Raw genomic sequence first — 16,168 nt, 5'->3', positions numbered from 1 at the left:
GCAGCCTGAAAAAGAGGTACGGGGAAAACCATGAAAAATCTATCCATCGCCGCACGCATCACCATAGGCTTTGGCCTGCTGCTGCTTGCGCTTGTCATTATCGGCAGCATCACCCTGCAAGGACTGGGCCGTATCGACCGCCGAGTCGAGGAAGTCTCCAGCCACGAACTGGTGTTTTTTCGCGATGTATCGCAGCTGCGTGTGCACATGGGCAATCTGCGGCGTTTTGAAAAAGACTACTACCTGAATATCGCCAGCAGCGGCAAACGGGCGGAATATCTGGCCAAATGGAAAGAAACCTACGCCAAGGCCCAGGACACGGTGGGCAAGCTGTCGCAGTCACTGGCCGATGGCAATAACAGCTTGAGCAGCAGCCTGTCCGGCCCGGTGCGCAAACAGGGTGAATTGCTGCAAGCCTATGCCGACGGCTTCAACAGCGTCAGCAGCCAGGTGGAAGCCGGCACCATCACCACACCGGCAGACGGCAATGCCGCCATCAGCAAGTTCAAGGAAAACGTGCACCAGATGGAGGACATGCTGCAAACCATCAGCACAGCCGCAGTCGATGCCGTTAATGCGCTGGGCAGCCAGATCAACGTCACCTCGTCCTCGGTGCGCAATGCGGTGATGGCATTGCTGGCCATTGCCCTGCTGCTGGGCATGGCCCTGTCCTGGCTGATCATTCGATCCATCCGCCACCCGCTCAACAGCATGCGCGACAGCAGCCAGCATCTGGCCCAAAGCCGCGACCTGACCCACCAACTGCCCGATCTGGGCCGTAACGAACTGGGCAGCATGGGCCGCTCGGTGTCTGATCTGGTGGGCACGGTGCGGACGCTGATTCAAGAATCACACGGCTATTCTTCACAACTGGTGGGCGTAGCCGACCAGTTGGGCGATGTCAGCGATTATGTGGCCAAGGCCTCGCACCGACAGTCCGAAGCAGCCTCCGCCAGTGCCGCCAGCATCGAACAGATGACCGTCAGCATCCAGATGGTGTCGGATAATACCCAGGGGGTGGAAGAACAGGCCCGCAATGCCACCAGTGAAGCCACCCGCAGCAGCCAGTTGGCGACACAGGCCGCAGAAGAGATTCGCCATATTGCCAGCAGCATTACCGATACCGCCCAGGTGATTGAACAGCTCAACCAGCGCTCCGGTGAAATCGGCGATATCGTCAAAGTAATCCGCGACATTGCCGACCAGACCAATCTGCTGGCCCTCAATGCCGCCATTGAAGCTGCCCGCGCGGGCGAGATGGGACGCGGCTTTGCCGTGGTGGCCGATGAAGTACGCAAACTGGCCGAGCGCACCAGCAATGCCACCGCAGAAATCTCTGCGCGTATTTCCAGCGTGCAAACCGATACCCGCCAGGCCTTTGTCAGCATGCAGCAAGCCAATGCCCGCATTGAAACCGGCGTCAGCAGCACGCAGCAAGTGGCGCAATCGCTGCAGCTGATCCGCACGCTGTCACAGCGCTCGGTGGACAAGATCGGAGATGTGGCCGGTGCCATCAAAGAACAGAGCCAGGCCAGCCAGGACGTGGCGCGCAATGTGGAGCAGATTGCCCAGATGAACGACAGCACCAACCGCTCGGTGCAGGAATCCCACCAGTTGGCACAACAACTGAAGGACCTGTCCGCCGCCCTGGACGACAGCCTGAACCGCTTCAAGGTATAAGCCCCCGCAGCACCACCAAAAAGCCGCCGTTACCGGCGGCTTTTTCATCTGATGCGTACAACGCAGTTGGCTGCAGAGGCCTGCGGTTTTTCGCCTTGGCCCTGGCTGGCAGCGGCGTGGCTGGCCATCATGGCGTCACGATACAGCAGCAGGCCACCGTATAGCACCTGCCAGAACCCGTGCCGCGCACGGATTTCACCCAGCGCCGGTGCACGGCACTCGCAGTTGCAACGGGGACGGACAACAATGACCAGCCCCCGCTAGTTACCGGCCAGCTAGTTACCGGCCAGTTGGCCCAGCGCAATGCTGACTGCAGATTCGGCAACGCGAAAAAACGCACCCGCGCCATGCCGCTGCACTTTAGATGCTTTTGCCGCGCGCTCTGCCATTCAGAAACCAAAAAACCTGCCAGCGGCAGGTTTTATCGCGTTGCCAAACCAGCCGATGTCTAGGCTGGCTTACGCTTGAAGGTGCGGGCAAAGCCCAGCACGCAGGCAAAAAACAGCACGCTGATTGCCACTTCCCACAACGCCAGCGTCTGCGACAGGCCATGGTCTCCCCAGCTACGCATGATGCCCTCGGTAAAGAAGGCCAGAATGAACATGCTGGACCACTGGTAGGTATACAAGCGCTCTTTGAGAATGCCCATCAGCGGGGCCAGCAGGATGACCGCCTTGAGTGCCAGAAACGAGCCACCTGGCCGTACCGGGGCCAGCCACAGCTCCCAGGCCAGGGTCAGCAGAATCAGGGCGACCAGACTGGCAGCCGCACCATAGTGAAACAGTTTTCGGTTCATTTTTCCTGCTTTCCCACCGTAACAGCGGTACGCGCCGGGCGCGACATGAATACGGCCATGATGATGCCAACCTCGTACAGCAGCCACAGCGGCACGGCCAGCATGGTTTGCGACAGCACATCCGGCGGCGTCACCACCGCAGCCACCACAAAAGCGCCAACAATGACATAAGGCCGGCCTTCACGCAGCTTGGCCACCGATACCACGCCCATGCGCACCAGTACGATGACGATGATGGGTACTTCAAAAGTGACGCCAAACGCAATGAACATGCCCATGACGAAAGACAGATACTTGTCGATGTCCGTCATCATGCTCACCCCGCTGGGGGTCATCATCGAGAAAAAGTGGAAGGCCACCGGAAACACCAGGAAATAGGCAAAGGACATGCCCAGCAGGAACAGCAGCACGCTGGCCACCACCAGGGGCAGGATCAGCCGCTTTTCATGGCTGTACAAACCAGGGGCGACAAAGGCCCAAATCTGATACAGGGTGTTGGGCAGGGAGATCAGAAAAGCCACCAGCATGGTGAGCTTCATCGGCACAAAAAAAGTAGCCGTCACCTCGGTGGCAATCATGCTGCCGCCATTGGGCAGTGCATCCAGCAAGGGCTTGGCCAGCACATGGTAAATATCGCCAGACCAGTGAAACAGGCCCAGGAAAACCAGCATCAGGCCCAGAATGGCGCGCACCAGCCGTGTGCGCAATTCCAGCAGGTGGGCAAGCAGAGGTTGTTCGTTCATGCGTGGGGACGGGACTCGGTAGAAGGCTGACTGGCAACCGCCGGCGGGGTATCGAACAGATCCAGCTGATTCTCGTCACGCGGCGGCGCATCGGCGGCAGCTTTTTCTTCCACCACGGCGGAGGCTACGCTAGCCGGTGCTGCCTCAGCCTGCAAGTCCAGCCCGCCATGAATGGTGTGGGCCGCTTCTTGCACGGGTGCCAGCGCCTCACTGGAAAGCTGCTGCAGCTGGGCGGACTGCTCGGCCATCACCTCGCGCACGCCCTGCACTTCGCTTTCCATCTGGGAACGGAAGCTGTTGGCGGCATCCTGGATATCGTTGCGCAGGCCATCCAGCCCGTTCAGGTTGGCTTGCTGGTGGATGTCGGCCTTGACGCTGGAGACAAAGCGCTGCGCCCGCGCCACCAGCGCACCCAGGGTGCGGGCGACGGTGGGCAGGCGCTCCGGCCCCAGTACCACCAGGGCCACGATGCCAATCAGGAGGATTTCACCAAAACTGATATCGAACACGATGCGGCCCGCAGCTTATTTCTTGTCGGATTCGTTGTCGATGATGCGACCGGTTTCGGCAGGCTTGTCGGCTTTTTCGTTCTCGCCCTTCATGCCTTCCTTGAAGCCGCGCACAGCACCGCCCAGGTCTTCACCCACATTTTTCAGTTTTTTGGTGCCAAAAATCAGCACCACGATCAACAGCACAACCAGCCAGTGCCAGATACTGAAAGAACCCATTGCTACTTCCTTTCAAAATAATCAGGCGCGCCCGGCATGCAGCGCGCCGGCAAACTGTCAGCCCTTGTGGCCAAACACATGTACATGCAGGTGGAACACTTCCTGGCCACCACCATGACCGGTATTGATGCCGGTCTTGAAGCCGCCTTGCAGGCCCTGTTCGGCGGCCAGACGCGGTACCAGGCCCATGATGCGGCCCAGCAGCGCTTCGTGCTCCGGGCCGCACTCGGCCAGCGAGGCCACATGCAGCTTCGGAATAATCAGAAAATGTACCGGTGCCAGCGGACGGATATCGTGAAACGCCACAACATCATCGTCTTCGTAAACCTTGTTGCAGGGGATGTCCCCTGCTGCGATCTTGCAGAAAATGCAGTCACTCATAACGTGGTCCTGTACGCAGAATTCAGGAAGGACGGGAGGCTTTTTCGTCAATACCGGAAATGCCTTCGCGGCGATGCAGCTCCATCAGCACATCTTCCGGGCGCAGGCCATGATAAGTCAGCAATACCATGGTGTGGAACCACAGGTCGGCCACTTCGCGCACCAGATGCAGCTTGTCCTTGTCCTTGGAGGCCATGATGGTTTCCGCAGCTTCCTCGGCCACTTTTTTCAGGATGGCGTCTTCGCCCTTGTGAAACAGGGAGGCGACATAGGACGACTGGGGACTCGCCTCGCGGCGGGCTTCCAGGGTATCGGCAACCGTCTTGAGCACATCGAAAGTCATGATGCTTCACCTTTGCATACTGGGAATGCGGCAAGTATAGGCCGATTCGCTGATCGGCCGTTAGCGCAGGATACGGCCTGCCATTGTAGCGACTGCGCGGGATAATGAATTGATACGGAGCAATTTAATGCTTGTGCTGATAAATGGCGTCCGGGTCTTTCAGCACCGCATCCACTACCGTCCAGCCACCGTTTTCAAAACGGCGGTAGAAGCAGCTTTCGCGGCCGGTGTGGCAGGCAATGCCACCAGCCTGCTGGATCTGCATCACAATCACGTCGCCGTCGCAATCCAGGCGTAGCTCTTGCACGGTTTGCAGATGGCCGGATTCCTCACCCTTTTTCCATAGCTTCTGACGCGAACGGCTCCAGTAATGGGCAATGCCGGTGTCTGCCGTCAGTTGCAGGCTGTCGCGGTTCATCCAGGCCACCATCAGCACACGGCCGGTAGCGCTGTCCTGGGCAATGGCCGTCACCAGGCCCTGAGCGTCCCACTTTACTTCGTCCAGCCAGTTGCTCATAGCCGCACCTCGATGCCTGCGTCGCGCATGGCTTCCTTGGCCTCGCGCACGGTGTATTCGCTGAAGTGGAAGATGCTGGCGGCCAGCACGGCATCAGCCTTGCCCAGCTTCACCCCATCCACCAGATGCTGCAGATTGCCCACGCCACCGGAGGCAATTACCGGAATGCCGACGCCTTCGGACACGGCACGCGTCAGCGGCAGGTTAAAGCCGATCTTGGTGCCGTCGCGGTCCATGCTGGTGAGCAGGATTTCACCGGCACCGTATTCCTGCATTTTTTGCGCCCATTCCACGGCGTCGATGCCGGTACGGTTGCGCCCGCCATGGGTAAACACTTCCCAGCGGTCGTTTTCCGGGGTGACGGCCTTGGCGTCCACCGCCACCACAATGCACTGGCTGCCAAACTTGGCGGCAGCTTCGCGTACCAGTTCTGGGTTGGTCACCGCAGCGGTATTGATGCTGACCTTGTCGGCACCGGCGTTGAGCAGACGGCGGATGTCTTCCACCTTGCGCACGCCACCACCCACGGTCAGCGGGATGAACACCTGCTCGGCCACTGATTCGATCACGTGCAAGATCAGGTCGCGGTCGTCAGAGCTGGCGGTAATGTCCAGGAAGGTAAGCTCGTCGGCACCTTGTTCGTTGTAGCGACGGGCGATTTCCACCGGGTCGCCGGCATCGCGCAGGCCGACAAAGTTGACGCCCTTGACGACGCGACCGGCAGTCACGTCCAGGCAGGGAATAATGCGTTTGGCCAGAGTCATGTTCGCAACACAAAAAAATTTGGCCGAAGCGTGTTCGGCCAAACTAGGGTTTAAGGCAGGATCAAGCCTCGGACAATTCGTCGGCCAGCGTCTGCGCAGCAGCAAAGTCGATGCTGCCTTCGTAGATGGCACGGCCGGTGATGGCACCTTCGATGCCCTCGTCTTCCACCGCGCACAGATTGCGCACATCATCCAGATTGGTCAGGCCGCCAGAGGCGATAACCGGGATGGTGAGTGCCTGCGCCAGCTTGACGGTGGCTTCGATATTGACGCCATTCATCATGCCATCACGGCCGATGTCGGTGTAAATCACCGAATTGACACCGTAGTCCTCGAAACGCTTGGCCAGATCAATCACATTGTGATTGGTGATCTTGGCCCAGCCATCAATGGCCACCATGCCATCCTTGGCATCCAGACCGACAATCACCTGGCCAGGGAAGGCATCGCAGGCATCATGCAGGAAACCGGGGGTTTTCACCGCCGCCGTCCCGATGATGACGTAGGACAAGCCCATGTCCAGGTATTTTTCGATGGTGTCCAGATCGCGAATGCCGCCGCCCAGTTGAACCGGCATGTCGTCGCCCACTTCCTGCAAGATGGAGCGAATGACATTCAGGTTCTTGGGTTTGCCGGCAAAGGCACCGTTCAGGTCAACCAGATGCAGACGACGGGCTCCCTGGTCTCGCCAGTGAGTGGCCACCTTGACCGGATCGTCAGAAAATACGGTGGCATCGTCCATAACGCCTTGTTTCAGGCGTACGCATTGACCATCCTTGAGGTCGATAGCGGGTATAAGCAGCATGGTGCTAGATCAACGTAAGTTAAACACTGCCGTCCCATGCCAGGAAGTTCTTCATCATCTGAAGACCGGCACGGTGGCTCTTTTCGGTATGAAACTGCGTCGCAAAGATATTGCCACGCCCGACAATACAGGAAAATCTGTCCGGATACTCACTTTCCGCCAGCGTCAGCGCAGCATCGGCCGGGGCGAAATGGTAGCTGTGGACAAAATAGAAACGCTCGCCATCTTCTATCCCGGCAAACAGCGGGTGGGATGTTGTCTGGTAAACGCGGTTCCAGCCCATGTGCGGCACCTTCAGGCGCTCGCCAGCGGCGTCCGTCAGGTTAGCCGAAAAACGGACCACATTGCCCGAAAACAAGCCAAGTCCAGGGGTATCGCCCTCTTCACTGTGCTGGAAAAGCAACTGTGCACCCACACAAATGCCGAAAAACGGCTTGGTCTGCGTGGTTTCACGTACCGCCTCGGCCAGGCCGTAGCTGTTGAGCTCGCGCATGCAGTCCGGCATGGCACCCTGGCCGGGAAATACCACCTTGTCTGCCTTGACGATGGCTTCCGGGTCGCGGCTGAGGAAAATGTCCGCGCCCTGGTCGTTGACTGCCTGGATGGACTTGAGCACCGAGTGCAGATTGCCCATGCCGTAGTCGATTACTGCGACTTTCATCATGCCCCTAACTATTCGGGTGGAAGTGGGCTGCGGCTCAGGCCGTCAGCGTACCCTTGGTGGACGGTGTGGCACCACCCATGCGTTCGTCTACTTCACAGGCCATGCGCAACGCGCGGCCAAAGGCCTTGAAGATGGTTTCCGCCTGATGGTGGCTGTTTACCCCGCGCAGGTTATCGATATGCAGGGTCACCATGCTGTGGTTGACAAAGCCATGGAAGAACTCGGAGAACAGGTCGACATCAAACTGGCCGATGCTGGCACGGGTGTAGTCCACGTTGTATACCAGACCCGGGCGGCCGGAGAGGTCGATCACCACGCGGCTGAGCGCTTCGTCCAGCGGCACATAGGCATGGCCGTAACGACGGATGCCCTTCTTGTCGCCAATGGCCTTGGCAAAGGCCTGGCCCAGCGTGATGCCGATGTCTTCCACCGTGTGGTGGGCGTCGATATGCAAATCACCCTTGGCCACGATGTCCAGGTCGATCAGGCCATGGCGGGCAATCTGGTCCATCATATGGTCGAGAAAGGGCACGCCGGTATCGAAATGGCTGCGGCCAGTACCATCCAGATTCAGGGTGACGGTGATCTGGGTTTCCAGGGTATTGCGGGTAACGGAGGCTGTTCTCATGATTTCAGGCAAAGTAGCCGGCCAGTGCAGCAAGCACGGCCGTGTTTTCATCCGGACTGCCCACGGTGAGGCGCAGACAGTTGTCGAGCAGCGGGTGGCTGCCATGCAAGTTCTTGATCAGGATGCCATTTTTCTTCAGGAAGGCAAACAGTTCTGCGGCATCCGGCACGCGGATGGTGACAAAATTGGCCTGTGAATCAAACGCGGTCAGCGCGCTGTACTGACGCAAGGCCTGCAACAGGCGCTGGCGTTCGTCGCGCAGGGTCTGTGCCTGCTGCATGAACACAGCCAGATGGCGCAGGGCAAAACGCGCAGCCGCCTGGGTCAGCACATTGATGTTGTAAGGCGGGCGTACCTTGTCCAGCTCGTCTATCCATTCGGCGCAGCCTGCGGCATAGCCCAGGCGCAGACCGGCCAGGCCCAGCTTGGACAGGGTGCGCATCACCAAGAGATTGGGGCGGCTACCGGCCAGATCCATCAGGCTATCGCTGGCAAAGGCCTGGTAGGCCTCATCCACCACCACCAGTCCCGGCGCCGCGTCCAGCACGGCCAGAACCTGCTCGCGGGTAAACTGCGGGCCGGTGGGATTATTCGGGTAGGACAGGAACACCATCGCCGGTTGATGAGTGGCAATGGCTGCCAGCAGGGCGGGCAGATTCAGGCTGAAGTCGGCATTCAGCGGCACGCCGACATACTGCAGGCCGGAGAACAGCGCATTCATGCGGTACATGACGAAGGACGGTTCCAGCGCCAGCATCACCGCGCCAGGACGTGCCAGCGCCTGGGCAATCAGGGTGATGATTTCGTCCGAGCCATTGCCCAGCAGCACACTGGCGGCGGCCGGTATGTCAAACGCGGCTTTCAGTTCGTCCTTCAGCCCGCCGCCATGCGGATCGGGATAACGATTGATGGCCACGTCGGCCAGACACTGGCCCAGTTCGGCACGCAATGCGGATGGCAGTGCGTAGGGGTTTTCCATGGCGTCCAGCTTGATGAGGCCGCTGGCGTCGGCCACGTGGTAGGCCTTGATTCCGGCGATTTCCGGGCGGACCAGTTGCTTGGCAGTCAGTGTCATGATGATGGGGCTGCGCCGGTTACCGTTGGCAACCAACCCGGCCATGCAGGTCAACAGGGGCGTTGTCAGTACAACGCTGGAGGGGCCTATCCTACCGTGTTCGGCCGTTTTGGGCTAGTTGCGCCCGGCACCGGCCCTGGCTGATGGCGCGGGAAAACGACATTTCCGGCCAGGCAAAAAAACAGGGCCGGCATTGGCGCGGCCCTGTCTTCAAGCAAAGTCATCGCGCTCAGGATTCCAGACGCAGCTCGGCAGCACGGGCGTGGGCGGTGAGGCCTTCGCCGTGGGCCAGCACGCTGGCAATCTTGCCCAGCTTTTGTGCACCAGCGGCAGAAACCCGAATCAGGCTGGAGCGTTTCTGGAAGTCGTACACCCCCAGCGGGCTGGCAAAGCGGGCGGTGCGGCTGGTGGGCAGCACGTGGTTGGGGCCGGCACAGTAGTCGCCCAGGCTTTCCGAGGTAAAACGCCCCATGAAGATGGCACCGGCGTGGCGCAACAGCGGCAGCTGCTGTTCCGGCTCGCTCACCGACAACTCCAGATGTTCCGGGGCAATGTAGTTGGCAATCTCGCAGGCTTCGGCCAGGTCGCGCACCTGAATCAGCGCACCACGGTTGCCCAGGCTGGCTTCGATGATGGCGCGGCGCGGCATGGTGGGCAGCAGTTTTTCGATGCTGGCTTCCACCTGGGCAATGTATTCCGCCGACGGACACAGCAGGATGGCCTGGGCGATTTCGTCGTGCTCGGCCTGGCTGAACAGGTCCATGGCAATCCAGTCGGCCGGGGTGTTGCCATCGCAAATCACCAAAATCTCGGACGGGCCAGCCACCATGTCGATGCCCACCACGCCAAACACGCGGCGCTTGGCAGCCGCCACATAGGCATTGCCCGGCCCGGTAATCTTGTCCACCTGCGGAATGGTTGCCGTGCCATAGGCCAGCGCGGCCACCGCCTGGGCACCGCCACAGGTGAATACCTTGTCCACCCCGGCGATGAAGGCGGCAGCCAGTACCAAGTCGTTACGCTCGCCTTGCGGGGTGGGTACTACCATGATGATTTCACCCACACCGGCCACTTTGGCCGGCATGGCGTTCATCAGCACCGAGCTGGGGTACGCCGCCTTGCCACCGGGCACGTAGATGCCTACCCGGTCCAGCGCGGTGACTTGCTGCCCCAGCAGGGTGCCGTCTTCGTCTTCGTAGCTCCAGGAATGGGCCAGCTGCTTCTCGTGATAGCGACGTACCCGTTCAGCGGCAGCGCTCAGTGCCTGTTGCACTTCGGCAGGCAGGCGCAGCCAGGCTGCTTCCAGCTGCTCGCGCGACAGGGTGAGATCAGCCATGGAAGTGGCTTGCATACGGTCGAAGCGGTTGGTGTATTCCAGCACGGCGGCGTCGCCGCGCGCCTTGACGTCATCGCAGATGGCGGCCACGGCGCTGTCTACCGCCGGGTCCTGCGCGGTTTCGAAGGCCAGCAGCGCCTGCAGTTGCTGCTGGAAATCAGCTTGGGTCGAAGACAGTTTCAGCATGGGATTCCGTTTCTGCCTTATGCCGGCACGGCAGAGGCAAAGGCATCCAGCACCGGCTGGATGCGGTCGTATTTGAGCTTGAGCGCAGCCTGGTTCACCACCAGACGCGAGCTGATGTCGATGATGTGTTCGACAGCAACCAGATTATTGGCACGCAAGGTACCGCCGGTGGACACCAGATCGACAATGGCATCGGCCAGACCCACCAGCGGCGCCAGTTCCATCGAGCCATACAGCTTGATGATGTCCACGTGCACGCCCTTGGCGGCAAAGTGTTCGCGCGCAATTTTGGGGTATTTGGTGGCCACCTTCAGGCGTGCGCCCTGACGCACGGCATTCTGGTAGTCAAAGCCGTTTTCCACCGCCACCATCATCTTGCACTTGGCAATGTTCAGGTCCAGCGGCTGGTACAGGCCGTCGCCACCGTGTTCAATCAGCACATCGCGCCCGGCAATGCCCAGATCGGCAGCACCGTACTGGACATAGGTGGGGACATCGGAGGCTCTTACAATCACCAGCCGCACGTCGGCGTGATTGGTGCCGATGATCAGCTTGCGCGAGGATTCCGGATCTTCCGCCGGAACGATGCCGGCAGCGGCCAGCAGGGGCAGGGTTTCTTCAAAGATGCGCCCTTTGGATAGGGCAATAGTCAGGGTCATGATGTTAGACAGGCAATGGTAATGGGTAAGAAGGCGGTCATCAGCCGACCAGCGCGCGGCGTTCCCGCTCCAGATGGCCGACATAACGCTGCACCAGCGTTTCTGACGACGGCGTCATGTTGAGAAAGGCACAGCCGACACGCACGGCATCGTTACCGTTACGCAAACGGGTACTCAGATGGTGCCGGATTTCTATGCTCACCCGCAGGCTGCCCATGGGCTTGAGCTCGAACGTGCAATTCTGGTATTTCTGGCCAAGCTCGAAGCCTGGCGTTTGTGCTGCGGGCAGCCACAGGCTGCAGCCGCCCAGGCTGATGTCGAACAGCACCAGGTCCAACGGGCGATTGGGGTAGTCGGCGATATGGCAGGTAACCGGATTGCCAACCGGGGTTTGGATGCGGAAGAACTCGCGGCGCTGCAGTTTGATCACCTGCTCGGGCAGATCCACCTCGAAGGCCGGACCGCTCTCCAGCATCACCTTGCGGGCGGCCGTGGTGACAAACTGGGTTTTTACCCCTTCGGGCGAGCAGACAAACACATTGCGTTCGCTGGCCAGCAACTGCTCGTTGGTGGCCGGATCCGCCCCCCAATCCAGCAGCAGCACGCCACGCTTGGCGTCTACTTCCAGAAAGCGGGTGAGAATGAAGGTTTTTCCCTTGTTGGAAAACACCGTCACCATGTGGCCAGACTTGGCGATGGAGGCCAGATGGTGCACCACCTCAACCGGTGTGGCCAGGGTATACCTGGTCAGATCGGGCTGGGCATGGTCGCCATGCGGCATACCGGCGGTGTTGTCTTGGCTCACGATGGGTGCTTCTTTCCGCTGTAAATGTGAATCGTTGCCTGAATTCTAGCGTAACAGCTGACGAATATCATGAGTCAGGCTGTCTGCCGGCGTGCCATACGCCTCATAAACCCGCAATTTTCCACTTTTATCGAACAGATAAGATCCGGCGCTGTGGTCTACGGTGTAAGCCCCGTTGGTATCGCCCACCTTCTGCGCCACCACCTTGTAGGCGGCCTTAACCGGCTCTAGCTGCGCCGCGCTGCCGGTCAGGCCAACAAAACGGGCATCAAAATGTGGCACATAGCCGGCCAGCACCTTCGTGGTATCCCGTTCCGGGTCCACGGTAACAAACAGCACCTGCACCTTGTCGGCATCGGCGCCCAGTTTTTTCATCACCGCAGCGTATTCCAGCATGGTGGTGGGGCAGACATCAGGGCAATGGGTGTAGCCAAAGAACAGGGCCACCACCTTGCCGGAAAAGTCAGACAGCTTGCGTGGCTTGCCCAGATGGTCGGTCAGACTGAAATCGCCACCCAGCTGGGTTTCGCTCATGTCAGTACCCTTGAGGTCCAACTTGGCCGCAGCCGGGGGCGCACAGGCGGTGAGTGCCGCCAGCAGGCAGGAAAGCATCAGAATTCGTAACAGGAAGCGCATCAGATAACCGGTAGCAGACAATAGTGATCGAGCAGCATTGCACCAAACAAACCGGCCAGATACCAGATAGACCAGCGAAAGGTGCGACGCGCCAAGGCGTCAGCATACTGACGATGCAGTTGCACAGCAAGAAACAAGAAGCGCACATCCAGCAGCAGCGCCAGCAGCAGGTAGATCCGCCCGGCCACGCCAATGGCCAGCGGCAACAGGCTGACTGCCGCCAACAGCAGGGTATAGAGCAGGATGGACAGCGTGGTAAACCACTGGCCGTGGGTGAGTGGCAGCATGGGCAGGCCGGCTCGGGCATAGTCGCTGCGCCGGTACAAGGCCAGCGCCCAGAAATGAGGGGGCGTCCACACATAGATGATCAGTAGCAACAGCAAGGCATGCGGGCTGATTTCACCCGTCATGGCTGTCCAGCCCAGCAGGGGTGGCAGGGCACCGGCCAGGCCGCCGATCACGATATTCTGCGGGGTGCGCGGTTTGAGCCACAGCGTGTAGACCAGCACGTAAATCAGCAGCCCGCCCAGTGTCAGCCAGGCCGTCAGCACATTGATGCCGATCAGCAACAACATGCCGCTGCCAGCCAGCACCAGCGCCAGCAACAGGGTTTCCACCCGGCCAGCCTCGCCCCGGGCGGTGGCGCGCCAGGCCGTACGCTGCATGCGCGCATCCACCGCCCGCTCCAGCATGCAGTTGAGCATGGCCGAGGCGGCAGCCATCAGGGCAATGCCCAGGCTTGCCATCACCATCCGCCCCGGGGATGGCAAACCCGGCTGAGCCAGCAGCATGCCGCTGACGGCACAAAACAGAATCAGCGCCAGCACCCGTGGCTTGGCCAGCTGCAGCATGGCGCGAGCATGCTGCCAATGGTGCTGCGGCAGGATTCCGGCTGGTTTCATGTTGATTCCGCCATCATTCGCCATGCATGCCAGAACGCCTGCCCGGCCAGCTACGCACCAGCATGGCGGCGGGCTGGGCCTGCCGCTCCCGGACTGCAATCCGGCCACGCCAGGATGCCACGGGCTGCAACCGGCACAGCAAGCCCAGGGCCAAGGCCAGCAGCAGCATGGCCAGCACATGATGGGCCAGGGCCACGGGCAAAGGCCGTAACCACAAGACATTGGCAATGCCCAACAGCAGTTGCAGTCCGGCCAGCACTCCAAGCAGGCAGAGGCTTCTGCGTAAGGCCTGGTAGCGCCACAAGCGCCAAACCACGACAAGCAGCACGCATAGCAGCAGCAAGGCACCTACCCGGTGCAGCCAGTGCACCGCCACCAGCGCAGCAGTTGGCAGCACAACATGCCCGCCGGCAGCAAGAGACCAGCCCGGCAGCGCAGCCGCCAGTTGCATGTCCGGCCACCAACTGCCATTGCAGCGCGGAAAGCCCTGGCAGGCCAGCGCGGCCTGGTTGGCGGCCATCCAGCCGCCCAGGGCAATCTGCCCGAGCAACAGCAGCACCAGCACACTCGCCAGCCGCCACGCTGCGGGCAAGACGGCCACCCGTGGCTGATAGCGCCCGATGGCCTCCCGCAGCAGCAGGGCAAACAGGGACATGCCCAGCAACAGATGGGTGGCCACCACCAGCGGTCGTAATTGCAACGTAACCGTCAACATGCCCAACGTAGCCTGCAACAGCAGCAAGGCCAGCAGCAGGCTGGCCGCCGCCAGGCGCTGCCGCTGCCGCCAGGCTTGCCACCAATACCCCAGCACCAGCATGCCGAGCACGCCTGCCAGATAGCGATGGGTCATTTCCTTCCAGGCCTTATCCGGGCTGACCGGGCCATCCGGCTGTAACTGCATGGCGCGGGCAATGTCAGCAGCAGCATGGGCGGGTGACAGGCGGCCATAGCAACCAGGCCAGTCCGGGCAGCCCAGACCTGCCTGAGACAGACGCACATAAGCCCCCAGCGGCAGCAAAACCACAGCCAGCACCACGGCCAGCCACAGCAGTTTTCGCATCACGGCCTCCCGGTCAGTCCGGCAGCGGGTTTGCGCTCCCGGACTGGTGAATGCTTCAACCCATGCCGTTGTTTACCTTTAGCACCATGGCCAGTTCGCGGATGATGCGTTCTGGCCGCAAGGTATCGGCATAAAACAGCAACTGGTTGCCCTGCGGATCGATCAGGTAGAAGCCCTGCCGCTCAGGCGGAAGGGCGTGTCGCTGCGGCAACAGCAACACGCCGTCGCTGGCAGCAACAAGCTGCCGGTCATGCAACAACACCCTGCGTACGCGCGGCGCAGCCTCGCCCAGCGCCAGATGAACCTGACGCATGGCATACAGCCGCTGCCGACAGGACTGCAGACACGCTGTAGCGGTCTGCGTCACCAGTACCCACTGTCCACGCGGCCAGGCTTGCTGCTCTGCCGCCACAAAGTGCACCGTGGGCAGCATCTCGCCATAGCTCTTGCCCCCCTGCGGCGGCAAGAAGCGGTAGCTGAACCAGGCAGCAGCAACCGGTAGCAGGCACAGCGCCAGCATGGCCAGCAAACGCAATTGTCCCGCGCGGCGCGCAGTCATTGCGCACTCCGCGCCCAGCGCCGCCACAGCAGCAATACGCACACGGCCAGCAACAGCCATTGCAAGGCATAGGCAAAATGGCGCTGGGACGACAAAGTGGGTTGCAAAGGCCAGGGCTGCAAGCCTGGCAAGGACGGTTGCAGGATGAAAACTCCCGCATGCCAGCGCCCCGGATAACGCTGCAACAAGGCGGTGCGATCGACATCATCCACCACGCCCTCCATGCCCTGCCGCGCACCTGGCAGTGTCCAGCGTGCATGCCATGGCAACCATTGGCCGGTCAGACGCTGCGGCAGGCGCAACACCGGTACGGACTGCGCAGCGGCCCGCCAGCCCAGATCGGCCAGTATCAGACTGCCATCGCCCAGCCGCAGTACCTGTAGCACGCGCATTCCCGGCATGCCGTCCAGCAGGCTGTTATCCAGCAGGATGGGCATGCCGCCGGCACGGGTGGCCACCAGCTGGTAACGTGCCAGATCGGGCTCTCCAGCCGCCGGCAAGGCTGTCGCTACCACCTGTGCCTGCCGCGCCAAGAGCGTCTGCTCCAGCCGCAGCTTGTCCATGCCGCGCTGCCATTGCCACAACGCCAGTACAAAAGGTAACAAGACGCATAACAACAGAAACCCACGGCCTCGATTTTTGCCACTAGACTGAGTACATGTGTTTGCTGTCCGGGCAGTACCGGGGGATTCCGCCATGAAAATCATCATCGTGTTCTTGCTGGCCTGTATTGTGCTGGTGCTGTTCTGGGGACTGTCCGGCCTGCTCAAGGCAGATTCGGGTTCGCAACGGCTGATCCGCTCCCTGACCTTGCGTGTCGGCTTGTCCATCGGCCTGTTCATGTTGCTGCTGCTGGGTGCCTTGTTTGGCTGGTGGCGGCCACACCAGCCGGGCTGAGCCG

General features: G+C 60.8%; 22 protein-coding genes. 2 read left to right on the top strand and 20 right to left on the bottom strand.

The annotated features are described in order from the left end of the window. Positions 1-30: 30 nt before the first annotated feature. Positions 31-1,680 carry a HAMP domain-containing methyl-accepting chemotaxis protein gene (locus tag ACODR9_RS10205; RefSeq protein ID WP_488809141.1) on the top strand — a complete coding sequence of 550 codons (1,650 nt, stop codon included), beginning with the start codon at positions 31-33 and terminating at the stop codon, positions 1,678-1,680. A 448-nt stretch (positions 1,681-2,128) separates the two neighbouring features. Here the strand turns inward: ACODR9_RS10205 and ACODR9_RS10200 are convergent, their stop codons facing one another. The 20 genes from ACODR9_RS10200 to ACODR9_RS10105 form a co-directional block, all read right to left on the bottom strand. Further along, positions 2,129-2,476, bottom strand: coding sequence for a DUF2069 domain-containing protein (locus ACODR9_RS10200; RefSeq protein WP_159874655.1), 348 nt, complete (start codon positions 2,474-2,476; stop codon positions 2,129-2,131). Continuing rightward, positions 2,473-3,219 (bottom strand): twin-arginine translocase subunit TatC, encoded by a 747-nt coding sequence (gene tatC / locus ACODR9_RS10195; protein ID WP_488809140.1) that lies wholly within the window; start codon positions 3,217-3,219, stop codon positions 2,473-2,475. The genes ACODR9_RS10200 and tatC overlap by 4 nt, the downstream gene beginning before the upstream one ends. After that, entirely contained in the window at positions 3,216-3,728 is a 513-nt protein-coding gene (gene tatB / locus ACODR9_RS10190) for a Sec-independent protein translocase protein TatB (protein WP_488809139.1), read from the bottom strand. Before tatB ends, tatC begins: the two co-directional genes overlap by 4 nt. 15 nt (positions 3,729-3,743) lie before the next feature. Next, positions 3,744-3,947 carry a Sec-independent protein translocase subunit TatA gene (gene tatA, locus ACODR9_RS10185; protein ID WP_089082610.1) on the bottom strand — a complete coding sequence of 68 codons (204 nt, stop codon included), beginning with the start codon at positions 3,945-3,947 and terminating at the stop codon, positions 3,744-3,746. Positions 3,948-4,004: 57 nt separating this feature from the next. After that, positions 4,005-4,328, bottom strand: coding sequence for a histidine triad nucleotide-binding protein (locus ACODR9_RS10180; RefSeq protein WP_488809138.1), 324 nt, complete (start codon positions 4,326-4,328; stop codon positions 4,005-4,007). 22 nt (positions 4,329-4,350) lie between these two features. Then, positions 4,351-4,671, bottom strand: coding sequence for a phosphoribosyl-ATP diphosphatase (locus tag ACODR9_RS10175; RefSeq protein ID WP_159874651.1), 321 nt, complete (start codon positions 4,669-4,671; stop codon positions 4,351-4,353). A gap of 124 nt (positions 4,672-4,795) precedes the next feature. Next, the gene (gene hisI, locus ACODR9_RS10170) at positions 4,796-5,188 is read right to left on the bottom strand and encodes a phosphoribosyl-AMP cyclohydrolase (protein ID WP_488809137.1); all 393 of its coding nucleotides are present in this window, start codon (positions 5,186-5,188) and stop codon (positions 4,796-4,798) included. Continuing rightward, positions 5,185-5,952 (bottom strand): imidazole glycerol phosphate synthase subunit HisF, encoded by a 768-nt coding sequence (gene hisF / locus ACODR9_RS10165; protein ID WP_045845852.1) that lies wholly within the window; start codon positions 5,950-5,952, stop codon positions 5,185-5,187. The genes hisI and hisF overlap by 4 nt, the downstream gene beginning before the upstream one ends. A gap of 61 nt (positions 5,953-6,013) precedes the next feature. Next, positions 6,014-6,757: a 1-(5-phosphoribosyl)-5-[(5-phosphoribosylamino)methylideneamino]imidazole-4-carboxamide isomerase gene (hisA, locus tag ACODR9_RS10160; protein WP_059286607.1), complete on the bottom strand. Its 744-nt coding sequence runs from the start codon at positions 6,755-6,757 to the stop codon at positions 6,014-6,016. A 19-nt stretch (positions 6,758-6,776) separates the two neighbouring features. Beyond that, complete coding sequence (gene hisH / locus ACODR9_RS10155; protein WP_488809175.1) at positions 6,777-7,418, bottom strand: imidazole glycerol phosphate synthase subunit HisH; 642 nt, start codon at positions 7,416-7,418, stop codon at positions 6,777-6,779. A 37-nt stretch (positions 7,419-7,455) separates the two neighbouring features. Then, complete coding sequence (hisB, locus tag ACODR9_RS10150; RefSeq protein WP_178971877.1) at positions 7,456-8,049, bottom strand: imidazoleglycerol-phosphate dehydratase HisB; 594 nt, start codon at positions 8,047-8,049, stop codon at positions 7,456-7,458. Between the two features lie 4 nt (positions 8,050-8,053). After that, a complete protein-coding gene (gene hisC, locus ACODR9_RS10145) occupies positions 8,054-9,124 on the bottom strand; it encodes a histidinol-phosphate transaminase (protein WP_488809174.1) in 1,071 nt (356 codons plus the stop codon). Between the two features lie 229 nt (positions 9,125-9,353). Further along, positions 9,354-10,646, bottom strand: coding sequence for a histidinol dehydrogenase (gene hisD, locus ACODR9_RS10140; protein WP_488809136.1), 1,293 nt, complete (start codon positions 10,644-10,646; stop codon positions 9,354-9,356). A gap of 17 nt (positions 10,647-10,663) precedes the next feature. Further along, on the bottom strand, positions 10,664-11,305 hold the full coding sequence (gene hisG, locus ACODR9_RS10135; RefSeq protein ID WP_089082604.1) for an ATP phosphoribosyltransferase: 642 nt from the start codon (positions 11,303-11,305) through the stop codon (positions 10,664-10,666). A 40-nt stretch (positions 11,306-11,345) separates the two neighbouring features. Beyond that, entirely contained in the window at positions 11,346-12,110 is a 765-nt protein-coding gene (locus tag ACODR9_RS10130; protein ID WP_488809135.1) for a flagellar brake protein, read from the bottom strand. 45 nt (positions 12,111-12,155) lie between these two features. Beyond that, on the bottom strand, positions 12,156-12,722 hold the full coding sequence (locus ACODR9_RS10125) for an SCO family protein (protein WP_488809134.1): 567 nt from the start codon (positions 12,720-12,722) through the stop codon (positions 12,156-12,158). Positions 12,723-12,745: 23 nt separating this feature from the next. Next, on the bottom strand, positions 12,746-13,648 hold the full coding sequence (locus ACODR9_RS10120) for a heme o synthase (RefSeq protein ID WP_488809133.1): 903 nt from the start codon (positions 13,646-13,648) through the stop codon (positions 12,746-12,748). A gap of 13 nt (positions 13,649-13,661) precedes the next feature. Beyond that, the gene (locus ACODR9_RS10115) at positions 13,662-14,708 is read right to left on the bottom strand and encodes a COX15/CtaA family protein (protein ID WP_488809132.1); all 1,047 of its coding nucleotides are present in this window, start codon (positions 14,706-14,708) and stop codon (positions 13,662-13,664) included. Positions 14,709-14,763: 55 nt separating this feature from the next. Beyond that, positions 14,764-15,267 carry a hypothetical protein gene (locus tag ACODR9_RS10110; RefSeq protein WP_488809131.1) on the bottom strand — a complete coding sequence of 168 codons (504 nt, stop codon included), beginning with the start codon at positions 15,265-15,267 and terminating at the stop codon, positions 14,764-14,766. Then, the gene (locus ACODR9_RS10105) at positions 15,264-15,965 is read right to left on the bottom strand and encodes an SURF1 family protein (RefSeq protein WP_488809130.1); all 702 of its coding nucleotides are present in this window, start codon (positions 15,963-15,965) and stop codon (positions 15,264-15,266) included. The genes ACODR9_RS10110 and ACODR9_RS10105 overlap by 4 nt, the downstream gene beginning before the upstream one ends. Between ACODR9_RS10105 and ACODR9_RS10100 the strand changes: the two genes are divergently transcribed. Further along, complete coding sequence (locus tag ACODR9_RS10100) at positions 15,964-16,164, top strand: DUF2909 domain-containing protein (RefSeq protein WP_488809129.1); 201 nt, start codon at positions 15,964-15,966, stop codon at positions 16,162-16,164. The two genes, ACODR9_RS10105 and ACODR9_RS10100, sit on opposite strands and share 2 nt — an antisense overlap. Positions 16,165-16,168: the final 4 nt, after the last annotated feature.

This window comes from Aquitalea sp. FG25, from assembly GCF_057809375.1.
This window is presented reverse-complemented; position numbering and strand designations above follow the sequence as displayed.